General features: G+C 50.6%; 1 protein-coding gene and 1 pseudogene. One reads left to right on the forward strand and one right to left on the reverse strand.

The annotated features are described in order from the left end of the window. Nucleotides 1-148, forward strand: a 148-nt coding sequence (locus ACTHUR_RS20725; RefSeq protein WP_440400686.1) for a SlyX family protein, incomplete at its 5' end; no start/stop codon positions are given. Between the two features lie 102 nt (nt 149-250). Here the strand turns inward: ACTHUR_RS20725 and ACTHUR_RS20730 are convergent. Then, nucleotides 251-451, reverse strand: a pseudogene (locus tag ACTHUR_RS20730) (diaminopimelate decarboxylase); the annotation flags it as partial.

The raw sequence follows: 451 nt of genomic DNA on the forward strand, positions 1-451 counted from the left end.
CCTGAATGACACCATCGCCAAGATGAAGCAGGCTTTGGATTTGCAACAATGCCAGTTGCGGCTTCTGTATCAACGGATGCAGGACAAAGGCGCAAACGGCGAACGCGAACCGTACAGCCTGCGCGACGAGATTCCGCCGCATTATTGATAAACTTAAAAAGGGCGTGTTTGATACATGCCCTTTTCTTTCATTACAAAGGCCGTCTGAAAGTCAATCAAGCTTTCAGACGGCCTTTTAAACAATCAAACCTTACAAACAAGCCAATTCGTTGGCCATTTGCTGCTCGACGGTTTCACGTTGGCGGATAAGTTTACATTCGTTGCCGTTAACCAATACTTCCGCCGCGCGGTTGCGCGTGTTGTAGTTGCTCGCCATGCTTGAGCCATACGCACCGGCGCTGCGGATAAGCAGCAAATCCCCTTCTTCACAGGCGATGGTGCGGTCTTTGCC

It is taken from the genome of Neisseria sp. P0021.S007 (assembly GCF_051956855.1).